The sequence below is a fragment of the Enterococcus innesii genome (assembly GCF_022846515.1).
Classification (GTDB): Bacteria; Bacillota; Bacilli; order Lactobacillales; family Enterococcaceae; genus Enterococcus_D; species Enterococcus_D innesii.
The window spans coordinates 869,176-886,778 of sequence record NZ_AP025635.1; the positions used below are offsets into that span (position 1 = coordinate 869,176).

General features: G+C 45.2%; 13 protein-coding genes. 3 read left to right on the forward strand and 10 right to left on the reverse strand.

Annotated features, from left to right (window positions below):
• Positions 1-237: 237 nt before the first annotated feature.
• The 9 genes from ENLAB_RS04035 to ENLAB_RS04075 all read right to left on the reverse strand — a co-directional run bounded on the left by ENLAB_RS04035 (position 238) and on the right by ENLAB_RS04075 (position 11,980).
• Entirely contained in the window at positions 238-1,881 is a 1,644-nt protein-coding gene (locus ENLAB_RS04035; protein ID WP_244352750.1) for a peptide ABC transporter substrate-binding protein, read from the reverse strand.
• Positions 1,882-1,908: 27 nt separating this feature from the next.
• On the reverse strand, positions 1,909-2,619 hold the full coding sequence (locus ENLAB_RS04040) for a gamma-glutamyl-gamma-aminobutyrate hydrolase family protein (protein WP_244352752.1): 711 nt from the start codon (positions 2,617-2,619) through the stop codon (positions 1,909-1,911).
• Positions 2,620-2,912: 293 nt separating this feature from the next.
• The gene (locus tag ENLAB_RS04045; protein ID WP_077452856.1) at positions 2,913-3,395 is read right to left on the reverse strand and encodes a single-stranded DNA-binding protein; all 483 of its coding nucleotides are present in this window, start codon (positions 3,393-3,395) and stop codon (positions 2,913-2,915) included.
• A gap of 228 nt (positions 3,396-3,623) precedes the next feature.
• Positions 3,624-4,685, reverse strand: a complete 1,062-nt coding sequence (allD, locus tag ENLAB_RS04050) for an ureidoglycolate dehydrogenase (RefSeq protein ID WP_244352754.1) — start codon at positions 4,683-4,685, stop codon at positions 3,624-3,626.
• Positions 4,686-4,734: 49 nt separating this feature from the next.
• Positions 4,735-5,952 carry a dicarboxylate/amino acid:cation symporter gene (locus tag ENLAB_RS04055; RefSeq protein WP_216691455.1) on the reverse strand — a complete coding sequence of 406 codons (1,218 nt, stop codon included), beginning with the start codon at positions 5,950-5,952 and terminating at the stop codon, positions 4,735-4,737.
• 13 nt (positions 5,953-5,965) lie between these two features.
• Positions 5,966-6,898 (reverse strand): carbamate kinase, encoded by a 933-nt coding sequence (arcC, locus tag ENLAB_RS04060; RefSeq protein WP_244352756.1) that lies wholly within the window; start codon positions 6,896-6,898, stop codon positions 5,966-5,968.
• Positions 6,895-8,145, reverse strand: coding sequence for an MFS transporter (locus ENLAB_RS04065; RefSeq protein ID WP_005225376.1), 1,251 nt, complete (start codon positions 8,143-8,145; stop codon positions 6,895-6,897). Before ENLAB_RS04065 ends, arcC begins: the two co-directional genes overlap by 4 nt.
• 15 nt (positions 8,146-8,160) lie before the next feature.
• Positions 8,161-8,982: an oxamate carbamoyltransferase subunit AllH family protein gene (locus ENLAB_RS04070; RefSeq protein WP_244352758.1), complete on the reverse strand. Its 822-nt coding sequence runs from the start codon at positions 8,980-8,982 to the stop codon at positions 8,161-8,163.
• Positions 8,972-11,980 (reverse strand): bifunctional FdrA/YlbE family protein, encoded by a 3,009-nt coding sequence (locus ENLAB_RS04075; RefSeq protein WP_244352767.1) that lies wholly within the window; start codon positions 11,978-11,980, stop codon positions 8,972-8,974. Before ENLAB_RS04075 ends, ENLAB_RS04070 begins: the two co-directional genes overlap by 11 nt.
• Positions 11,981-12,096: 116 nt before the next feature.
• On the opposite strand from ENLAB_RS04075, the gene ENLAB_RS04080 reads away from it, so the two are divergent.
• From ENLAB_RS04080 to ENLAB_RS04090, 3 genes are all read left to right on the forward strand, one after another.
• The gene (locus tag ENLAB_RS04080; RefSeq protein ID WP_244352773.1) at positions 12,097-13,674 is read left to right on the forward strand and encodes a PucR family transcriptional regulator; all 1,578 of its coding nucleotides are present in this window, start codon (positions 12,097-12,099) and stop codon (positions 13,672-13,674) included.
• Positions 13,671-14,468 carry an alpha/beta hydrolase gene (locus ENLAB_RS04085; protein WP_086291940.1) on the forward strand — a complete coding sequence of 266 codons (798 nt, stop codon included), beginning with the start codon at positions 13,671-13,673 and terminating at the stop codon, positions 14,466-14,468. The genes ENLAB_RS04080 and ENLAB_RS04085 overlap by 4 nt, the downstream gene beginning before the upstream one ends.
• A gap of 204 nt (positions 14,469-14,672) precedes the next feature.
• Entirely contained in the window at positions 14,673-15,818 is a 1,146-nt protein-coding gene (locus ENLAB_RS04090) for a cation:proton antiporter (protein ID WP_081117446.1), read from the forward strand.
• Between the two features lie 156 nt (positions 15,819-15,974).
• On the opposite strand, the gene abc-f is transcribed toward ENLAB_RS04090, so the two are convergent.
• The gene (gene abc-f / locus ENLAB_RS04095; protein ID WP_244352774.1) at positions 15,975-17,444 is read right to left on the reverse strand and encodes a ribosomal protection-like ABC-F family protein; all 1,470 of its coding nucleotides are present in this window, start codon (positions 17,442-17,444) and stop codon (positions 15,975-15,977) included.
• Positions 17,445-17,603 lie beyond the last annotated feature (159 nt).

Below are 17,603 nucleotides of genomic sequence, written 5' to 3' on the forward strand. Positions count from 1 at the left end.
TTTCTGAGAATGCAACAACTTTTATTAATTTTCTTTAAAAAAGATTGACTTTTCTAAAAATGCGAATGTCAGAACAGTCCTTTTAACAACCTTTTTTTGAAAACGAATTCCTGTTTTATCCCAAGAGTTGCAAGGATTTTGGCAAAAATAAAAAAACAGATGCCCCTCTTTTCAACAAGCGCTGTTTGATCAGCACAATTGGTTGAAAAAAAGTTCCTCTGTTTTCTTACTACCTGTTTATTCTGTGACAGATGCTAGGCGATAGGATACTGTTCGTCCAAAAGGAAACACTTGCACCCCTTGCAAGCGATCCGTTTTCAAATACGCCACCGCTCCTTGATATAACGGCAAAACGGCTGTATCTTCAACGATCAATTGCTTTTCGAGTTCTTTCAATAAGTCCCAACGGGCAGCTGGGTCGTTTGCTAAAGTCGTCCGTGCTTCTGCTAACCCTTGGTCGTAACTTTCACTAGCATACCCAGAGGTATTCAAGCCACCTGTCGAATCATAAAATTCTAAGAAGTTGATTGGGTCCGCATAATCCGGCGTCCAAGTCCCAAAGACGAGATCAAATTCACCTTGGGATTGCAAGTCCAAGCGGTTTTGTAAAGGAATCGACTTGGCATCGATGGTTAATCCAGGCAAATTAGTTTCTAACTGTCCTTGGACAAATTCGATGGTTTTCTTGGCTGCTGCTGTATCTGCCGATAGCAACTCCAAGGTAATCTCGTCTTGTCCTAGCTCTTCTTTGGCTTGCGCCCAAAGGTCTTGTGCGGTTGTTAGATCATACGGCAGTAAATCGCCGTTTTCTTCACGAAAATCTTGGTCTGTTTCAGGATCTTTGGCAAAGTTGCTTGGCACAAAGCCGTTCAATGCAGTGGACCCATCGCCTAAGATATTTTCGGCAAATGCCTCTTTGTCGATGGCTTGTAAAATCGCCTGACGTACCTTGACATTGCCTGTGACTTCTCGTTTTTGGTTGGCACTTAAATACCCCACCAGCGCCTTTGGCACATAGTTGGCTTGAGCTGAGTTTTGGTATTGCTGCGCGTAAGTATCTGTCAAGGTGGTGTAGTCCAGTTCCCCTGTTTCAAAAAGGCTCACACCAGTTGCCGTTTCCTTCACTACTTGCACGTCGATCTTGGTCAATTGGACATTCTCAGCATCCCAATAATCAGGATTTTTCGTTAACGTCCATGATTCGTTGGTTCCGTTCCACCCTTCGATCAAGAATGGGCCATTGCCGACAAAATTTTCCGCTGATAACCCATAATCGGCGCCTTTTTCTTCAGCAAACGCTTGGTTTTTTGGCATAAAAGGTGTCCCGACCAGAATTTGATCCAGATATGAGATTGGACTTGTCAATGTTAGCTCTAACGTCTGCTGGTCCAATGCTTTGGCACCTAACTCACTCACCTCAGCGTCCCCTTGACGCACTTGACTGCCATTTTTCAACACATCCATTTGATTGCTACTGCTAGAACCGTTCTCTGGATTGGCAACATATTGAAAGGCGTAGACAAAATCATCCGCTGTAACAGGATCGCCATTGCTCCATTTTGCATCACGAATGGTGAAGGTATAAACCAGTCCATCTTCTGATACCGTAGGCTCTTCAGCGGCCATCGCAAGCTCAGGATCCCCCTCTTGATCCAGACGGTATAACCCTTCTGCCACTTGTCCGATCATATCGGAACTGTTGACATCCGTGTATTGCCCGCTATCAAGGGTCGATAAGGCGCCAGCGGTTGATACTTGAATCTCTTGCGCCACGGCGCCTTGCTCCTCTTGCTGTCCAGAATCCGTCGTGGAACTCGTGGTACTGCAGGCACTTAAAACCAATAGTGTGAAAGCAGCGATACCAAACATTTTCTTTTTCATTTTTCTCCTCCTTGCGTGACCTCTTTCTTACAACACGTCAACGACATACTTGAAAACCGCTTGTTCTTGTAAAAGCGCATCATAGGCAAAGTCTGGATGCCATTGAACCGCCAACAAACGCTGACCCACGTGTTCAATGCCTTCAATGATGCCATCAGGACTCCAAGCCGTCTTTTGCAATGGACGAGCCAATCGATCCACCGCTTGATGATGAAAGGAATTGACCTTTGTTTTTTGGCCATAGACACGAGCCAACATGCTTTTTTCAGCCGTCGCGATGGCATGAGTCGGCACTTCTTTCGGAATCGGTGCCTGCATATGAATGATCTCACTGAAGGTACTGATGTCTTGCTGCAGCGTGCCCCCGAATGCCACGTTGACCAGCTGCATTCCCCGACAAACCGCAAAGATCGGTTTCTTTTGCAGCAGCGCTTCATCGATCAGCGCTAGTTCAAACTCATCCCGTGCCAAAAAGCCACTTCCAGTTGCCTGATGGGCCTTCTGCCCATAAAACTTGGGTGAAACATCTTGTCCACCAGCTAATACCAGTTTATCGATCTGTGAAACATAGTCCTTGGCTGCAGCTGGCTCACTGATTGGCACGAGCAATGGCAGTCCGCCCACTTGCTGTATTGCTCGCACATACCCTAATGGTGTGTAGGCGATCGGCAAATGATGCAGCACATCGCCAGCATCTTGCACTTCATTCGCAGCGATCCCTATAATTGGTTTGCCCATCGACATCCCTCCCTGATTAACGATTTTTTCAGAAAAAAGCGGCATCTAACAGTTGAACAAGGCAAGCGCCGCTCTTTTTCTCAAGATATGTTTCAACTATTCTAAACCAATCCGCACTTTTTGTGAAACACTATTTTCACTTTCGCGATCATTTATTACAATCACCATTCTATTTAACCCCCTCTTTGATACGCAATAAAGAACACCGCTAGTCAAATATAGTTGAATTTTACCAATGCTTTCTCTACGTAAAAAAACATGCGAGAAGCCGTTGCTTTCCGCATGTTTCGTCATTAAAATAATCGATTGTCTTTTAAAAACTCCAGCATCTGTGTTTTTAGGGGATCTTTTTCATTACGGATCAACTTTGTTTGCGTCGTTTCATCAAGTGTCGATGGCCGCTTTTTAGGAAAAGGCGCCGCTGGTTCTTCTGCCAACTCTAAGATTTGGAAGCTATCCACCACCACTTCTGCCGCACAAAGTCTCTGACCTTCTGGTGTTTCATAAGGACAGCCTTGCAAGTGTCCATTGATTTTGATACTTGCCCCTTTTTGAGTATACCGTAAAAAGGTCTCTGCCTGCTTTCCATGAATGACGCAAGCAAACCATTCATGGTGCACTTCTTCACTGTTTTGCCATTGAGACACAATGACAAGATCAAAACGTACGCCCTGATCGTCCGCCGCATCAAACGCTTCTTTACTAGGCATCTCTGCGATTTTCCCAGTAAGAACCACTTTATTCATTGCCACGTTGCATCCTCGCTTTTCTCTCATTTCTTGAGTGATCTTAACTTATGCGACCTATTCTACCACATTCCAAAAAACAAGCAATCAAAGGTCGAATGGCTTAAGAAATGCTTTGAACAAAATGAACCAACTCAAAGAATTCGTCTGATCCTGCCAATAATGTGCGATTTTCTGACTGAAAACTTCTCTTTGCTCCAGACAGCAAAAAACCAGTTGGTTCAATCCCCCTCTGAACCAACCGTCTTCTGCAGATCTTTATTTAGCAAAGGAATCTTGACTACCATAGCGATCAAAATGGAGGGTTTCGCTTTCGAGATAATCGATGATCTCTTTAGGGATCATGACCCCTTCTTGCTGGGCTTTTTCAAAGTGTATTTGGCTGATCTCTCCAGGATAGTAGACTTGTGATTGCCCTTCTACTGGCGGGATTGCATGCAGCTCAGTCACCATCTGATCGATGCTTTGCTTGAAGGTTTCGGTGTTGGTAAAACGAGATGGATCGATCACAAGAAGGAATTGTCCTAAGCGGCGTTTTTCCGTCAAGTCCGCATACATGGAGGTGACCTGTTTACCAAAAGCCAAGCCTAGCATTGAGCCAGCTAAAATATCCACCATCATCATCAAGCCATATCCTTTAGCACCAGCGATGGGCAATAATCCTTGGACTGCATTGGGATCGGTGGTAGGCAAGCCATGCTCGTCTACTGCCCAAGTATCGGGGATCTGCTGTTTCTTCGAGCGAGCGTCCAAAATTTTGCCCCACGCTTGAACCGTTGTCGCCATATCAAAAACCACCGGCGGATGATTGGCTCGTGGTGCAGCAAACGCGATTGGATTGGTACCAAAATAGTTTTCAGTCCCACCAAAAGGCACCGCCATCGGGTCAGATTGACACATGGCGATCGCCACTAAGTCGGCTTCAGCAGCCTGTTTGACGTAATACGCCATCGTCCCGCTATGGCTGGTCTGCTCGATTCCTACTGCAGCGATCCCGGCTTCTTTTGCCAGATGAATGGCGATCGCCATCGCTTCATTGCACACATAATGCCCCATGCCGTTATCTCCGTGGAAAATTCCGGTAGCGGCGCCTTTTTTTTCAAAAGACATGTTTGGTTCCAGCGTGATGCCGCCTTTTACTAAACGCTCGGCATAGTAGTCCATCCGCACGGCACCATGAGAATGGATCCCGCACGCATCCGCAAAGGTCAAATGTGCCGCTGTTTCACTGGCAGCGGCTTCTGGCAAACCAGCAGCCAATAGTTTCTTTTTCATTAATGCTTCTAATTCCAGCAGAGAACGTCTGCTCATTTCTTCCATCTTTTCTCCTCCTTATGAAAAAGAGAAGCACGCTTGGCAACGGCTTCTCCTATTGATTAAACACGCGATAATCGAGTTCATCGGCTGACTTAGCGATCAGCAGCGCTGAATAGACGTCTGAGTTCACGTTCAAAATCGTCCGCAGCATGCCAACAAACCATTCGACACCAGCAAATAGCGCAATGCTTTCGATTGGTAACCCGAGCTGGGGAACGATGATTGCCAAGGAAACTAACCCCGCTCCGGGAACAACAGCATTGGCTAAAGAAACGAAAGTCGCAGTGACAGCTACCGTCACCATTTGGATCCCGTCAAAGTTGATTTGATACATTTGGGCGATCGTCATGACGGTAATCGCCATATGCATTGCTGACCCATTGCTGTTCAAAGACATGCCCAATGGCAATACCAAATTGGTGATGCGGCTACTGAGTCCTAATTTGTTCTGGGATTCTTCCATAGCGATCGGCAGTGTGATGGCAGAAGAGGTTGTCGCCAATGCCATGACCGACATATTTTTCATATTTTTGATCAATCGTAACGGATTGATCCGACAATACACGGTCAACAAGACTAGCCACAGCCCAAGGAACGTAACGGTGGCTAGACCGTAGATGAGCAAATAGCTGCCTAATGGCAAAATGATCTGCAAGCCCAGGGAGCTGATCGTTGAAGCGATCAATGCAAAAATACCGATTGGTGCCACGATCATCACGTAACGAATGATGGCAATGACGACCTCATTCAGATCCACGATCAGCCCATAAAGAGCTGACTCAGGTTTCTTTTGCATAAAGCGATTGAGGGCAACACCAAAAAATAACCCAAAAACGATGATTTGAATAATTGACCCTTTACTCAACGCATCGAAAATATTCGTGGGAATAAAGTTGATCACTGTCTCTGATATAGAAATTTCTTGTGCTTGCAGAGGTTCACCGGCAGCTTGTGAAAAGTCGATCCCTTTGCCCGGAGCAAAGAAGACCGCCATCAGCACACCCCATGCAGCAGCGAATAAGGAGGAAATCCCAAAGACAGCGATCGTTTTTCCACCCAAACGTGTGAGTTCTTTCGGGGCAATGCCCCCAACTGCTTGAATGATTTGTCCAACGATCAATAACGGGATCGCCATTTGCATCAGACGCAAGAAAAGATCGCCCAAGATTTTTAGGAATGAAGCGGCTTGCCCAAAGAACAAACCGCAAAGAATCCCTAGAAGAACGGCAATAACGATCTGCGTCACCATCGGTAGTTTTTTTGCTTTCACTTTGATCCCCTCTTTATTTTCGAAGTATGGTTCCTGTATGCTGATCTAGTTCAGCTAACTTTTCGATTGAGGTAATAATCGCGGTTCTGGCTGCATCTTCTTCAACAAAATCAATCGCAGCTTCTATTTTTGGCAACATACTGCCCGCTGCAAAATGGCCTTCCTCGATGTAGCCCTTGGCTTGTGCCACACTGATTTCCCCTAAGGCTTGCTGATTCGGCCGGTTGTAATTGATGTAGATATTGTCGACACCGGTCAAAATAATCAGGCGATCGGCCTGCACATCTTTTGCTAAGACACTGGCGGTAAAGTCTTTGTCGTTGACGGCTTCCACGCCAGTAAACCCATTATCGTTGCGAACGACAGGTACGCCACCACCACCGGCGCAAATCGTGATCACACCAGCATCGACCAATGTTTTAATGGCTTCTTTTTCAACGATTTCTTGCGGTTTCGGGGATGGAACCACTTTGCGGAAACCACGCCCAGCATCTTCTTGATATACCCCGCCATTGGCTGCCATCGCAGCATTGGCTTCCTCTTCACTATAAAATGGTCCGACTGGTTTGGAAGGTTTCTCAAAGGATGGATCTGCTGGATCGACACGAACTTGGGTGACTAATGAGATCACTGAAGGATGTGCTTGACGTGTGGCAAACTCATTGATCAAGGCATTTTGCAGCCAATACCCGATACTTCCTTGAGTCATCGCCACGCAGCTGTCTAATTTCAATTGAGGATTTTTTTCACTTTCCCCGGCTTTTTGCTGCAGCAGTAAATTGCCGACTTGTGGTCCATTGCCGTGACAAACAATGACTTTTTCCCCTTTTTCGACAAAATCGGCAATATAACGTGCTGCTTGCGCAACAACTGCTTTTTGTCCTTCATCACTGGGGTCTTTATCTAAAATAGCATTGCCGCCTAACGCGATCACATTCAAACTCATTTTATGCTCTCCTTCTGATTTTCCTTTGCTAATACGGCAAAAACACCTAATCCGATCAGCAGTAATAGACAAGACAGGTAAAACCCGACCTGCATCGATCCTAAAGAATCGGCTAAAAAGCCAGTAACATAAGGCGCTAAGATCGACCCCGACATCCCGATAAAGTTATAGGCACTCAAGGTCGTTCCTAAGGCGCCTTTTGGTGCATTTTTCGTCACAAAGGTCACGACGATTGGATCAAGCGCCAGCTTGCCAGTCAATCCATACAAAATCAAAACAGTGATCAATAAGGTACGATCGGTTACAAAGGCAATGGCAAATACGGAAAGGGTCGCCAATGGGACCAATAAATAGACTAATTTTTTCGTCGCGCCAGTTTTATCATTCAATCGAGCAAAGATCAATGCACCTGGAATCGATGCCCATGGGACTAAGGAAGCAATAAAGCCGACACTCGCCCCTTCAAAGCCACGCTCGGCAATCAAGAATTGCGGCAACCAAGTAATGATCACAAAGTTTGCATAAATGCTGGTAAAGCAAAGAACAAAGGCTGCCACGAGATTGCGGTTTGAAAAAATCTGCTTCAAGGAAATCTTTTCTTTTGGCCCTTCTTCTTTTATTTCTTGTCCTTCATCTTCTGGACGAATCACTTTTTCTTTCAAAACAAAATAGAACAAGACACCGACGATCAAGGTCGGAATTGCCATTAGGAAGAAGGGTTGACTCCAATGGCCCCCATTATCCAAGACCAATTTACTAGAAAGCAAGTATCCGCCAGACGTTCCAAACGCCATCCCACTGTTGATAATGGCATTTCCGACGGTCCGTTTGTTGTCGGGAATCGCTTCGGTAGACAATGCGTATTGCGGACCGTAATAGGCACCTTGACCAATCCCTGCAATGGCACGAATCACTAAGAACAAAACAAAGCTTGTGGCTAGCCCACTGAAGTACGTAGTCACCGCCAATAAAACAAAACCTAGGGCGATCACCAATTTGCGACCGATTTTGTCGCCGATGATGCCAAAAGGAATTTGCGCAACGGCATATGTCAAAAAGAAAATACTATTGGCAAGTCCTAGTTGTGTGTTGCTTAAATTGAATTCTTCTCCGATCACACCCATGATTGGATTGAAGATCGTCCGTGTGGCGTACATTAAAATCCAGCCGACAAAGAAAATAGCAACGACTTTTTTCCAGTAAGAATTGCTTACTTTGACCGCATCTTTCTGGTTACTGATTTCCATGATTTCTCCCCATTTCTATTCTTTTTCCTCAAGTGACAATGACTCCAACGCTAACAACAACCCAAAACTAAGATCTTTGCCTGACGAATGACCAACGGACATCAACTGCTGCACATCTTTTTCAATCACCTGTGGGTTTTGCTTTTTTAAGTCTTTAAATAATTGCAGCATCAGAGAATTGACATACCCTTGACTGGCACTTTGAATAAAAGCAAGGCTGACATCCGTCGTAGACAGCGGTTTTGCCAATGCTTGCGCTAACGCGTCAGCTTCTGGCTGCTGCAAGGCATAGAGCATCGCTTGATAGGCAACTAAAAGATCATCGCCGCTAGGTGTCAATCCTTTGCCGCGGCCAATCAGGTGAGCAATGATTGGTTCCCAATCTGAGACAGGCTGCCGCAATGCCGCAAACACTGCTTGGGTTTTCTCATCTTCGGGCAACCCAATCTTGGTTTCTAGTTTTTGTTGAAGCAGGATTTCTTTCAAAAGCTGCAATTCCGCAGAGGTGAAGGATAGCTCCTTCACCTGCAGCGAAACCAATTCTTTTTCCTCTAATGACAGAGAAAATGTTCCTTTTGTGCTGTAAAAGGTCAGACCATGCTCTCGGACTTGCACGCGATTGCCGACCTCGATCAAAGGCAGGACTTGTTCAAACAATGCATCTGGTAAAAAGATACCGAAGCCAGTCAAATAGTTGTGATAATTGTTGATGTTAACCAACTGCTGCCCGATCATCACATTGAATGAACGATCAAACACGCTATGCACCCGACCGTTACGACCGAATCGTCGCAATGGGTCTAGATAATCACTGATTTTGATTTTCTCAGTCAACATCGATCCCCAGATCCTTCGCATAAGCCGTCAAGGCATTTTCAAAACAGCCTAACGGTGCGCGCACAGTCCCTGCACCGACTTGGCCGACACCTGCTTCTTTATGGGCGATCCCGGTATTAATGATTGGGGTGATGCCTGTTTCAACGACTTTACGGATGTCGATCCCCAAACAAGTCCCTTGGAAGTCCCATGTTGGGATCGAGAAGGTCGGATTATGACCGAAACAGATTTTTGCCATTTCATTGGAAGTTTCTAGCGCATCTTCAAAGCCACCAGCGCCGACAAAGCGTGTTACCCCTGGTGCAGCTACCATCGCCATTGCTCCGACGCCGACGGTTTCAGTAATGGCACTATCCCCAATATCAGGATTGCCATCTGCTTCGGTAAACCCAGTAAAGTACAAACCTTTCGGCGTATTGACTGGTGCAGTATGCCATTGGTCTTCCGTTTGGGCGACACGAACTCCAAAATTGACGCCGTTTCTCGTCATGGTGGTCACGATCGTTCCTTTGGCATCGACACGAGCACCATCAACGATGGCTTTGCCAGTTGCCATCATGATATTCAAGAAGAACTGATCGGTATCTGCTAAGAACTTGATCACTTCATATTTTTGCTTTTCATCGATCTCTGTTTGGATGATCAACGGCGCGATTTCTTTCAAAAAGTTCAATGATGCTGCAATATTTCGTTGATGGAATTCATCCCCCATTGTGATCGACCGGGCAATCAATACATTCAAGTTGATGCCTTCTTCTGTTAATTGTAATGCCTTGGCAATGGTTGGTCCTAAGACGTCTTTGATCCAATCCAAACGATCGATGACTTCTTGTGAATAGGCACCAAATCGTAAGACTTTACCGATCCCTTCGTTCAAAATACAGTAGGCTTTGTTGCCGACAAGGCGGTTTTCAACCACAAAGACAGGCATATTCCCAGAAGTGATCCCGCCCATTGGTCCAACTGCCTGGACATGGTGACATGGCATAAAGCGGACTTCCCCACTTTCGAGTAAGCGGCGGGCTTCGTCTTCATCCTTCGCCCAGCGTTCAAACAAGGCAGCGCCGATACAAGACCCTTGCATCGGTCCCGTCATTTCCGACCATTGGATCGGTGGTCCTGCATGCAGCAAGGTTTTCTGGCTTTCGTTTAATTCAGCGATCACTGATTTAGCTGGAACGACATCGATCAAGAATGGTTGAGCATTTTTGATTTTATCCGTCACTGCTTGGTTTTCAGCTGTGATTTTTTCGTCAAATTCTTCTAACGCGTCTAAAATACGGATCATTTTCTTGTTGCCGTTGGCACGAGGACGCCAGTTGAATTGTTCTGTTTTCCCGCCATATTGCAGGATCGATTCATTGAAGCTTTGCAAGCCAACATTGATGATCCGTGGTTTGGTGGTCAACAGCTCCATTACTTTCTCGCTGACTGTCGGCACCTCAACCTTGCTACCAGTATAGTCATTGACCGCTTTGTCTGCTTCAGAAAGAGTCGCCCCTTTTAAGGAAAGGGCTAATTGCACTGCTTGAGCATTGCTTGGTGACACATAGACGCCAGCTGCTTTCAAACGGTTGACTGCTTCTTGATAGTTTTGCGGATCTTTTTCAGTTCCGCAGACGGTAGCAACAAAGTACAGCGCGCGATCAGCTGCTTGGGCTGTTTGCTGTGCAGCTTCGATGGCTGGTAACAGTGCACCTACCATATCTGCATGTGCGCCGTAACCTAACACCACATCAAATAAAATGACCCCGGTTTGCTCATCTTGCGTATAGTCTTCGATTTTTTTGATGCGCACTTCAGGATCGATCATTGGGTGCGGTTTGCCTTGGGTATAGATATCATCACCAAGGTCGATCACATCATAGCCGTGGGAATGCAAGATATAGCCTTCTTGTTTTACAAGGCCTTCTAGATTCAAGGCTTCGGAGATCAGCATTCCTGCTTCGGCAGCTAATGTACCGCCAGAATAAAGACCTTTGACCACTTTATCTTCAGCGAGTTTGGGCACATCTGGGGTTTTCACGCGTTCAAAATAGTTCGCTTTGACGGGTTCTTCATTGGCAAGATCAACAGCGATGCGCGCTGTTTCTTCCAGCGTATGTGCCAAATAGACTTTTCCTTCATGGGCTTCTGGTTTTTCTCCTAAAAAAATCGCTACCACAGGTTTGCTGATACTTTGCAGCAATTGAACGACTTCATCCCGCACTTCTTTTGCAGGTGGTTTCGAGATCACGCAAATCACATCTGTCGGTTCATGATTTTCTAAAGCAACGATGGCATCTTTGACAGTGATTGCCCCAACTTTGTCGCTTAAGTCACGTCCGCCGGTCCCGATGGCATGAACGACACCACCGCCTAATCGGTCAATGATCGTCGTCACTTCTTGAATCCCCGTACCAGAGGCACCAACGACGCCGATGTTTCCTGGTGCCACGACATTCGTGAAGGCAATCGGAATGCTAGAAATAATACCAGTCCCACAGTCAGGCCCCATCATTAATAAGCCTTTTTCATGAGCCAGCTTTTTCAAACGCACTTCATCTTCGATAGTGACATTGTCCGTAAACGAGAAAACATGCAAGTCATTTTTTAGCGCTTTTTCCATCTCGGCTGCGCCATATTCCCCAGGAATACTAAATAATGCAACATTGGCATCTGGCATTGCGCTCAAGGCTTCTTGCCATGAAGCCGCCGCTGGCGTTTCTTTGCCTTGATCTTTTGCTGAAAGATCAGCTAAGAATGAATCGATCGCTGGCATTACTTGATCCATGATCTGTTCGTTTTGGCTATCGACCACGATCATCATATCGTTGGGTGAAGCACCTTCTGCCTCTTTAGAAAGCAATCCAGTGTTATTTAATATGTCTTTGTTTGCATCCGTCCCCATCATGATTTGACTCATTTCGACATCGCCTAGATCATTGATCGTATTCGTCAGCAGCATTAAGTTAATGGAATCTTGGTAGTTATTCTTTAAGATTACTGTGTGCAGCATTTGTTCTCCTCCTTTTCTTATACTCTCATTCTAACGAGCCTTGTTTGCGTTTTCATTGGATAAAGTTCTAAAAAAATGCTATACTTTTTATCCAAAAGAGAAAAAAGGAGCATTTTATGAAATTAAAAGAATTGGTTGAACTGCCGCTTTTTGAAAAAAGTAAAGTCCTGACTGGCTCCATTGGTTTAACAAATTCCGTTGGTTCCGTTATGGTGCTGGAAGCGATGGATATCGAGAAATGGAGCAAAGCCCATCAATTGATTTTGACTTCTTTTTATGCCTTCAAAGACCAATCCCCTGAGGAACTGCGTGTTTTTTTTGAAAAAATGCAGCAAATCGGCGTCAGCGGTTTAGTGATCAAAGTGGATCGCTTGATCCCTATGATTCCAGATTGGGTGATCGAGCTTAGCTTTGCTTATCAGATCGCTTTGATCAAAGTGCAGCAAGAAGTCAGCTATGAAGCCATCATGCTAGCGGTTTACGAACCATTGCTGAATCACCAAACCCAGCTGCTGCGTACCTATTACGAAGTTCGCCAGCGCTTCATGAAAGTCGAGCGCAACCACTCTTCTTTCGATCAGATCATGCAGGAGTTCTATCAATTGATCGAAAAGCCTTGTTCTTTGCGCATCCCCCATTTAGATGTGCATGTGTCCGTCGGTCAATCCTTTAAGAATTTCGTGGTGACCAAACAAGAACCCATGAAAACCGTCGAGTTTACCAAGAACCACTACGAATATTTGGAATTATTTTCTCATGAGAACAATCAATATGTGACTGCCATCAAAGTAGAGATCATCAATCCTTACAATGATTTATGTACCTTGATCGTTTATCAGAAAGATTCGCAGATCCCTGAGGCAAAAGTCATGATTATTGAAAATGTGATCGACGTCATCTATGAACGCCTCCAAATGGAGTATTTGTTGAAGAAAGAGCGCTACAATCGTATGAACAATCTTGCCGATGCGATCTTGCAAAACACTCCTAGCAATTTGGCTGAGCTGGATCTTTTGTTAGAAGAAGCGCAACTGGATCGCTACGATTTCTACCAAGGCATCGCCTTTGCTTCCAACAGCTTTAAAGATAAGGAGCGTAAGTCCGTCGTTTTGCACAAGCTACGGGCGTTGAAAACACCCCACGTCTTTTTCGAACACCATAATTATTTGGTGATCCTTTATAATTTCCAATCGATCGCCCATCAGGTGACGAAACAGATGCTGCAGACACATTTTGATGATGCCCTGCTAGCCGATGAACATGGCTGCTTGGTGGTCAGCGAAGTCTTACGCAAGGAACAGATCAAAGAGATCCTGCCAGAGTGTTTGGATGCGATCCGCTTCAATCGGCAGTTTTATTTGGCGCCGATCATTGCCTATAGCGACTTAGGTATCTTTAGTTCCTTTATCAAAGAGAACCAACTAGAAAAGCTGCAGCAAAGCATTCCCCCGAAGCTGTATCAACTTTCGGAAGAAAATGAAGAGCTGTTCAAAACGCTGTATACCTTTTTTATCACGAATCGCAATTACAAAAATACGGCTGAAACCTTGTTTCTTCATGCCAAAACGATTCGCTACCGGCTAAGCAAAATTGAACAGCTACTAGAGATCGATCTAACAAGTCCGATCCAATTAGTCAATTACGAGATCGGCACCTATTTATTAGAGCTTCAGAAAAGGAGTCAAGCAAAATGAAAAAAGAATGGCAATTGACCACCAGCGCTTCGGTGACCCTTTATCCTGCTTCTGAGAAATACCTAGTTTATTTTCACGGTGGCGGTTTTGTTTATGGAACCCGCCAAGACATTCCCGCATCACTGATCGCACTATTTCAAGCGCAGCAATACAGCGTCCTCACAGTCGATTATTTGCTGGCACCTAATTCCTCGTTAGCGGAGATTTTAGCAATGAACTGGCAGAACTTTCAAGAATTGCAAGCAACTGTGCTTAAAGATCGCCCATTTTGTTTCTGCGGTCGGTCAGCCGGTGGGTATTTGATGCTGGCGCTGACCCAGCAATTACTGAAGGAACAACAGAGATTACCTGAAAAACTGGTCAACTTTTATGGGTACACCGATCTTTCTTTTATCGAAAACAAACGAGTCTTGCAGCAGCCGCTCTTAAGCAAAGAGCAAGTCCCTCCTTTGGATCAAACCGAGATCGTTTGGGATGATCCGCAGTTTCAGCGCTATTTGCCTTATGTTTATTGGGTCCAACAGCAAGAACTCGCCACCATCTATGGGCTAACAGCTGAGGATCTTTCTGACTATGCCATTGATCCTGAGCTGCTTTCACAATTTCCTCCAATTTTCAGCAGTGCTAGCAGTACCGATGAGGAAGTACCTTTTCGTTACAGCAAAGGCTTGAAGAAAGTGCCTAAAAGTAAATTTGTCCCTGTCTATGATTTGCCCCACGACTTTTTGAAAAACGTCGAGGAGCCGCAAGTCCAAATGGTCTTTCAGCAGCTTGCCCATTGGCTCGAACAATAATTTGTTACAAGTAAAGTGAAAATAATGTTTTTTTATTTTAATGATTGCGCAGAATAATTCTAATTGCCTTCGCTTCCTCCTCATCTCAAAAAACGTGCGGTTTAATGAAACTCTTTTATTAAAAAAAGGCTTGATACAGGCTCAATTCAAGAGAGAATGCTATACTAAAAGGGAGTATGTTATAGGAAAGAAGGATGAGGTTTTATGCATTTTGTCGGGATTTTGTGTTTGATCCTAATCACGACGACCCTCTTCTCGCATCTGGCGAGACGGATGGGCGTTCCTGCTGTCATCGGGCAGTTGCTAGCGGGGGTTTTATTAGGAGGCGCAGGACTCAATTGGGTCCATCCAGATATTCTGGTTCATGATTTTTCAGAGATTGGTGTTATTTTGCTGATGTTTTTAGCGGGACTGGAAAGTGATATTTCTTTATTGAAACGCTATTTTCGTCCAGGAATGCTCGTTGCCCTTTTGGGGATTGTGTTCCCGATGCTCTTCGGGTATGCCACAGGAGTCGGTTTTCAAAGCAGTCCCACAGAAGCGTTCTTTTTCGGGATCGTATTAGCTGCCACCTCAGTCAGTATTTCTGTCGAAGTATTGAAAGAGTTGAATGTGGTGAACACGAAAGAAGGTTCGACGATTCTTGGTGCTTCCGTCGTGGATGATATTTTGGTCGTGTTGGTTTTGAGTCTTAGCCTTTCCTTTTTAGGCGGCGAAAGCAGCCAAGCAACACCACTGCCGGTCACCTTATTGGTAGAACTGATTTATTTTGTGTTGATTTTTCTATTGGTGAAATGGATCGCTCCGTTCTTATTGGCACTTGCAGAAAAGCTATTTGCAAATTCCGCGGTGATCATCATGTCACTGATCATCTGCTTAGGAATGGCGTATCTTGCTGACCTTGTTGGGTTAAGCTCTGTCATTGGTGCCTTCTTCGCAGGGATCGCTGTCAGTCAAACGAAGGTTCGTGAGGAAGTGGAACACAGTGTCGAAGCATTAGGTTATGCCGTCTTCATTCCGGTGTTCTTTGTCAGCGTTGGCTTAGAAGTTGATTTTTCCCGCTTAAATGAGCAATTATTCTTTATTCTTGCCTTTACCGTGGTCGCGATCTTGACCAAACTGGTCGGCGGCTATGTCGGGGCGAAAATCGCGAAATTCTCGAACAACAGTGCTTGGATGGTGGGAGCTGGAATGATTTCCCGAGGTGAAATGGCATTGATCATTTTGCAGATTGGTCAACAAAACCAATTGATTTCGTCCACATTGTATTCCCCTTTGGTGATCGTTGTCTTGTTGAGCACCTTGATCTCTCCACTGATCTTAAAATACTTTACGAAAAAGATTTATTAAGCGATGTAGCAACAGCTAGGCGATACCGATTAGTGCAAAAAAACAGTGCGGGTTTTGTAGTGACCGCTCAACGGCCGATTTTTTGATCGAACGTTGGGCGGTCATTTCCTTTCCCGCGCTGTTTTTCTCTATACAGGTATAAAAGCGACAATGCTGCTAGTTACTGGAAACCAATGTTAATTTCCCATGATCGATTTGATACACGTCATCCGCGACAGCATCAATAAACGCTTGATCGTGAGAAGTGAACAAAACCATGCCACGATAGCTGCGAATCAATTGTTCCAAGACGGTGATTGTCGGCAGATCAATAAAGTTCGTCGGTTCATCAAGAATCAAGACATTGGCAGCTTGAGTAAAGATGCGTGCAAGCTCGACCCGTGTCGCTTCTCCGCCGCTTAGCACATTGACTGGCTTCATCACTTCATTCTGGCTAAATCCTAGATTGTGTAAAATACTGCGGACCAGTGGTTCCTGATAGTCTGTTTGAGCCATCAATTCCGTCAAAAGTGTTGTGGTGCTGTTTTTTCGATAGCCCATTTGCTCGTATATCGCAAAGACGATTTTCGGTGATAAATAGATCCCCTCTCCACCTGCGATGATTTCTTTTAGTAAAGTCGACTTCCCCGAACCGTTCGGACCCACGATAGCGATTTTCTTCCCGGCAGCAAACTGGAAACTGCTGCTGTCTAGCAAACATTTCGTCCCTCTTTGAATGGTTACTTGCTCCCCACGAATCGGTCGTTTATTATGCAGTTCCACTGCAGGGACTACTGGAAAACGAATCACCTGCTGCTGGGCGACACCCTTCACTTCTTCCAACTGATCCAAGCGGCTTTCCATGGCTTTGACTGTTTTTTGCAATGACTTTTGCACCGTGTCCTTTTGTTTTGATGACGACAAACGGTCTGGTCGGATGTTTTGCTGCCGCTTTTTTTCAGAAATGCGACTGCTCTTGATCACTTGTTCTTTTTTCTTTTGGATTGCTTGAGTCAACTGCTGCTTTTGTTGCTGATACTGTGCCGCCTCCCAGGCAACACGCTGTGTCGCTTGCTCTTTTTGCTGTCGGTAACTGTCATAATTGCCAGAATACTCGATGACTTTGCCTTGATCGACTTCCCAGATTTTCGTTGCCAGCTGATTCAATAGGTACCGATCATGACTGACCACGATCAGGGTGCCATAATAATACTGCAATTCCTCAATCAAGACTTGAATTCCTTGCTGGTCTAAATGGGTCGTTGGCTCATCGAGCAAAAGTCCTAATTGATAGGAAGATAACATTTGTGCCAACCGGTATTTGGTCTCCTCCCCGCCACTTAGTGTCGCCAATTCATTCGTTGGGATCGAAAAACGACCAAACAGCGCCCAGTCAAGAGCCTCCGTCTTTTCAGTCACCTCAGCGATTTGCGGGAAATAGTGAAACGAATTTTCTCTTTGGATCGTTCCTGAATCAGGATCGATCACTCCCGCAATCAATTTCAGCAAGCTGGACTTGCCTTGCCCATTTGCGCCCACGATCCCGATTCGATCTGTTTGATAGGCGCTCAGTTCTTCAATGTTCAGTACTTCTTTGGACCCATAATTTTTGATTAGCTTGTTTATTTTTACACTTAATTGTTCCATCAGTCTGTCCTTCCCGTCTAGGAAAACGCAAGAACAAAAAAAGGGCATAGCCTACCGCTATACCCTGATTTTAATAAGAAATTGGAAAAAAGAGGACACTCATCCCTTGAAATCACGATTGCCTAGACTTTTGAAATAGATTTAAATTAGCTATTCAAA

Coding starts and splice junctions, on each gene's coding strand:
- abc-f (WP_244352774.1), bottom strand. CDS start 17,444: ATGGAACAATTAAGTGTAAAAATAAACAAGCTAATCAAAAATTATGGG.
- ENLAB_RS04045 (WP_077452856.1), bottom strand. CDS start 3,395: ATGAGAGAAAAGCGAGGATGCAACGTGGCAATGAATAAAGTGGTTCTT.
- arcC (WP_244352756.1), bottom strand. CDS start 6,898: ATGAGTTTGAATGTGATCGCGTTAGGCGGCAATGCTATTTTAGATAAA.
- ENLAB_RS04075 (WP_244352767.1), bottom strand. CDS start 11,980: ATGCTGCACACAGTAATCTTAAAGAATAACTACCAAGATTCCATTAAC.
- ENLAB_RS04065 (WP_005225376.1), bottom strand. CDS start 8,145: ATGGAAATCAGTAACCAGAAAGATGCGGTCAAAGTAAGCAATTCTTAC.
- ENLAB_RS04040 (WP_244352752.1), bottom strand. CDS start 2,619: ATGGGCAAACCAATTATAGGGATCGCTGCGAATGAAGTGCAAGATGCT.
- ENLAB_RS04080 (WP_244352773.1), top strand. CDS start 12,097: ATGAAATTAAAAGAATTGGTTGAACTGCCGCTTTTTGAAAAAAGTAAA.
- ENLAB_RS04070 (WP_244352758.1), bottom strand. CDS start 8,982: ATGTTGACTGAGAAAATCAAAATCAGTGATTATCTAGACCCATTGCGA.
- ENLAB_RS04090 (WP_081117446.1), top strand. CDS start 14,673: ATGCATTTTGTCGGGATTTTGTGTTTGATCCTAATCACGACGACCCTC.
- allD (WP_244352754.1), bottom strand. CDS start 4,685: ATGGAAGAAATGAGCAGACGTTCTCTGCTGGAATTAGAAGCATTAATG.
- ENLAB_RS04035 (WP_244352750.1), bottom strand. CDS start 1,881: ATGAAAAAGAAAATGTTTGGTATCGCTGCTTTCACACTATTGGTTTTA.
- ENLAB_RS04085 (WP_086291940.1), top strand. CDS start 13,671: ATGAAAAAAGAATGGCAATTGACCACCAGCGCTTCGGTGACCCTTTAT.